The following is a 4,266-nucleotide window of genomic DNA, read 5'->3' on the forward strand; positions in this document are numbered from 1 at the left end:
GATGACGAAACAACCTTTTTACTGGAGGAGGAGGGCTTACTGTTACTGGATCCTATCGCTCCGCTCCAGGATGACGATGAGGCTTTGCCCGAAGATGACGAAGCAATCTTTTTGCTGGAGGAAGAGAGTTTCTTTCCGTCACTGGACCCATTCGACTTCGCTGACGACGAGCTGTTACTGGATCCTTCGCTAGAGCTCAGGATGACAGTTTTGGTTGAAGAAGACGATTCATCGTCATTTACGGATGTGCTGCTGTCGCCACCGCAGGCGGTCAATGAGATAAAAGACGAAAGACTAAAGACGAGAGATAAAGTAGCTAAAAATTGTTTCATAGGACATCCTCCGCAAATAAAATATACAAAGTTTGGGCAGTAAAAAAGCCCGGACAACGTATGATTGCCGGGCATGACAAAATAAGCGAAACTACTGTTCAACTTTTACGCAACGGACGGAAATGCCAATCATCTTACTATCGTTAGTATTTCGACTGGGAGCATAATCATCTAACGCGGACACAAAACCTGCATAAGCATGTGTATTTTTTTTCTTTTCAAATTCTTCCGGGAAAAGCCAATACGCCCCATCCTTTAAACCATTAAATTTTCCCTCAGCCCTTCTCAATCCAGCACCGGTAAGGGATAAGCCGCTGTAGTTATTTCCACCAAAGCCATAAGCAGAACGGGTTCCTTTGATGCCATATTCATTTGTTTCTGCATGCCAAGCGATGTAAAAATCAGCGTATGTCATCAATCGCCAGCCTTCTGGGCAAATGCCTCGATGGTTTTCTTGTATCAAATCAGAACAACTTTCGGTATTGCAACGGCTGGGCAATTGCATCATCTCCGCCCACTGGTAAAGTCCGCCAAATTCATCGCACTTGGTGGTATCATTGTTATAGCAGTAGCGTTCAATCTTGGTATCGTCGTTCTGGTCATTTTTTCCAAGAACCATTTCTCCAATGTTCAGATTTTCCGCCATGATAGTCACGGAATCCTTTCGACCGGACGATTTTTTCCCAATAATCTTGATATAGTAATAACTGCGACCATTGCGCGGGTCCGTAAACTGCTTATAGGCATCCTTCCCCACCTTACTTGCATTAGCATGCGTTTTCGAGTGATCAAAGGGGACATACTCGCTGCTGGAGGATGCCGCACTGGACCCATTCGACTCCACTGACGTTGCGCTCAGGGTGACACTGCTACTGCTCTGGATGACAGTCTTGGAGGAGGAGGAAGGCTTTTTGGTACTGTTACTGGATCCTATCCCCCCATCAGGGGTCCAGGATGACGATGGACTCTTCGTCGAGGATGAGGATTTCTTGTCATTCTGGAGGCTCGAAGAGCCGATAGAATCCATGCGGCTACTTGAAGATTTTTTTGTACTGCTACTAGACCCATTCGACTTCGCTGACGTTCCGCTCAGGGTGACACCGCTACTGCTTTGGATGGCAGAAGATGACGATTCATCGTCATTTACGGATGTGCTGCTGTCGCCACCGCAGGCGGTAAGGCACAACGCAATGGCAAAAAGCATGGATGGGGCAAAGCCCCAACCCTTCGGCTCGGTCCTATATTTAAAAAGGACGAAAATCACCCCTTCATTAGTCTATTTTTAGAAATGGGTAGGAGATGGGCAACCCGCAGGCTCGGTAGCGCTAGACGCAGTGTATGACATTGGGACCCATCTCCCTCAACCCAGGACCCCGAACAAGTATGCTGGCAAAACGCAGATGCCGAATACCTTTGGACAATGGGGCGTGGGGTGATTACCCGTTAACAATATAGCAAAGGAATCTTAAAATGGAAACATGGGTCGGCATTGACATCTCCAAGGACACTTTCGACGCAGCCTGGATTATGGACGGCAAGAAGAATCATCTGAAGCTGGAAAATAGTTCCAACGGTTTCAAACGTCTTCTGAACGAAGTGCCGGCTGAGTCCCGTTTTGCGATGGAAGCTACAGGAGAATATCACCTGAACTGTGCCAGATACCTATCCAGCCGCGGAAATCCAGTTGCTGTCTTGAACCCATTTGCCGTGAAAATGCATATGCAAAGCGACCTCAGGCGTTGCAAGAACGACAGGGCCGACGCCTATTCGATAGCGAAATTCGCAGCGGAAAAGAATACCGATTGCTGGACATGCCCGACAGACGACGAAATAAGGCTCAAGCATCTTGATGCCGTTATAGACAACTTGCAGAAACAGATCCGTCAAAGCAAGAACATACTGCATTCGCTAACCCAGGTCAATTTACGAGACGACCAGGCCGTTTCCATCATCAAGAAAACAATATCCAGTCTGGAAGCCCTCATGGAAAAAGCCAGGAACAGGCAACTTGAAATGGTCGAGACCGGCAAGAAAGAATAAATCGCCTTGGCATGTTCCATTCCCGGGATCGGTCTGGAAACATCGCTGAAGTTTTTCACACACGTTGGGAACATCGAAAGGTTTGGCAGTTCCAGAAGCCTGATTTCCTGGATAGGCCTGACTCCACGGAATGCACAATCAGGGACAAGCATCCATAAAAACGGAAGTATTTCGAGAATGGGCTGCACAAGGCTGCGAGGGCAATTCTATATGTGTGCAGTCGTCGCGATAAAATACAATCCTGATTGCAGGTCATTCTATACACGATTGAAGGAATCGGGCAAGCCTAGCAAAGTAGCCTTGATTGCAGTGGCGAACAAGCTGCTTCGACAACTTTATGCAGTCCTTACGAAAAAAGAGGCCTATGTACCAAATTTTTGTACAAAAGCCTCTTGACATTTAATACAGTATGTCATACCCATGCAAGCATTGCTGCGACACTCACCTTTTGGGTTGTCTATCAGTCGCCTACGGCTCCTTCCAGGATGACAGAAAGACGAAAGACTAAAGACGAGAGATAAAGTAGCTAGAACTTGTTTCATAAGAAAACTACTGTTCAACTTTTACGCAACGGACGGAATTACCCACAATTTTGTCAGAACGTTGATTTCTAGATGTCCCAGCAATATTTTCAGCACTGGCTACATACGCAGCATGAGTAAACGCATTAACATCATACTCATGTTCTTCTGGATAAAACCAATAAACAACGCTTCTTAGATCAGCAAACCCACCCTCAGGCGTTCTCATTCCAGCACCAGTAAGGGAAAAACCTGAATAATTATTTCCACCAAAGCCATAAGCAGAACGAAGGCCCTTAATGCCATATCCGAATTCATCTTTGTAACCTTCTATTACAACAAAGTCATCATAAGTCATCAGCCGCCAGCCTTCTGGGCAAATGCCTCGATGGTTTTCTTGTATCAAATCAGAACAACTTTCGGTATTGCAACGGCTGGGCAATTGCATCATCTCCGCCCACTGGTAGAGTCCGCCAAATTCATCGCATAAGGTGGTATCGTTATTGTAGCAATAGCGTTCTATCTTGGCATCGTTGTTTTGGTCGTCTTTGCCCAAAACCATCTCGCCGATGTTCAGATTTTCAGCCATTACAGTCACAGAATCACCACTATAAACAGAAGTAATGGTTATGTAATAGTAGCTGCGGCCATTGCGCGGGTCAGTGAATTGTTTGTAGGCGTCCTTACCCACCTTGCTCGCATTAGCATGCGTCTTCGAATGATCGAAGGGGACGTACTCGCTGCTACTTGTCATTCCGGCCGAAGTGCCGGAATCAGTTTTACTACTGCTAGAAGCCGATCCCGGAACAGAGTCCGGGATGACAGATGAAGAGGACTTTGGGGTACTGTTACTGGATCCTTCGCTGGAGCTCAGGATGACGCTCGAAGAAGTGGTTTTCGCAGAACTACTGCTCAGGATGACGGTCTTGGAGGATGAAGATTTACTGTCATTCTGGAGGCTCGAAGAGCCGATAGAATCCATGCGGCTACTTGAAGATTTTTTTGTACTGCTACTAGACCCATTCGACTTCGCTGACGTTCCGCTCAGGGTGACACTGCTACTGCTTTGGATGGCAGAAGATGAAGATTCATCGTCATTTACGGATGTGCTGCTGTCGCCACCGCAGGCGGTAAGGCACAACGCAATGGCAAAAAGCATGGATCCTATCGTGCTACGCACTCCAGGATGACAAGTATAACCTAACATTTTATCACAAGAGTCTTTTCTGTCAGTAATAAGAACTTGTTTCATAAGAAATCCTCCGCAAGGGTTATATAGAATATATAAAAAATTTTGGATAAAATTTACATAAAGTAAAAAAAACACCATGGTGACAAAGTCATCATGGTGCTTCGCATGTTACAACAACGTA

General features: G+C 46.2%; 4 protein-coding genes and 1 pseudogene. 2 read left to right on the forward strand and 3 right to left on the reverse strand.

Features of this window, described 5'->3' with window-relative positions; genetic code table 11:
- Positions 1–332: pseudogene (locus tag IKG78_RS04775) on the reverse strand (hypothetical protein); the annotation flags it as partial.
- A gap of 91 nt (positions 333–423) precedes the next feature.
- Entirely contained in the window at positions 424–1,536 is a 1,113-nt protein-coding gene (locus tag IKG78_RS04780; protein ID WP_290940126.1) for an FISUMP domain-containing protein, read from the reverse strand.
- A gap of 266 nt (positions 1,537–1,802) precedes the next feature.
- On the opposite strand from IKG78_RS04780, the gene IKG78_RS04785 reads away from it, so the two are divergent.
- Positions 1,803–2,372, forward strand: coding sequence for a transposase (locus tag IKG78_RS04785; protein WP_290940130.1), 570 nt, complete (start codon positions 1,803–1,805; stop codon positions 2,370–2,372).
- Positions 2,373–2,378: 6 nt separating this feature from the next.
- Positions 2,379–2,768, forward strand: coding sequence for a transposase (locus IKG78_RS20290; RefSeq protein WP_366074792.1), 390 nt, complete (start codon positions 2,379–2,381; stop codon positions 2,766–2,768).
- 153 nt (positions 2,769–2,921) lie between these two features.
- Here the strand turns inward: IKG78_RS20290 and IKG78_RS04790 are convergent, their stop codons facing one another.
- Entirely contained in the window at positions 2,922–4,145 is a 1,224-nt protein-coding gene (locus IKG78_RS04790; RefSeq protein ID WP_290940133.1) for an FISUMP domain-containing protein, read from the reverse strand.
- Between the last annotated feature and the right edge of the window lie 121 nt (positions 4,146–4,266).

The sequence above is a fragment of the Fibrobacter sp. genome (assembly GCF_017545445.1).
In the GTDB taxonomy this organism is placed as follows: domain Bacteria; phylum Fibrobacterota; class Fibrobacteria; order Fibrobacterales; family Fibrobacteraceae; genus Fibrobacter.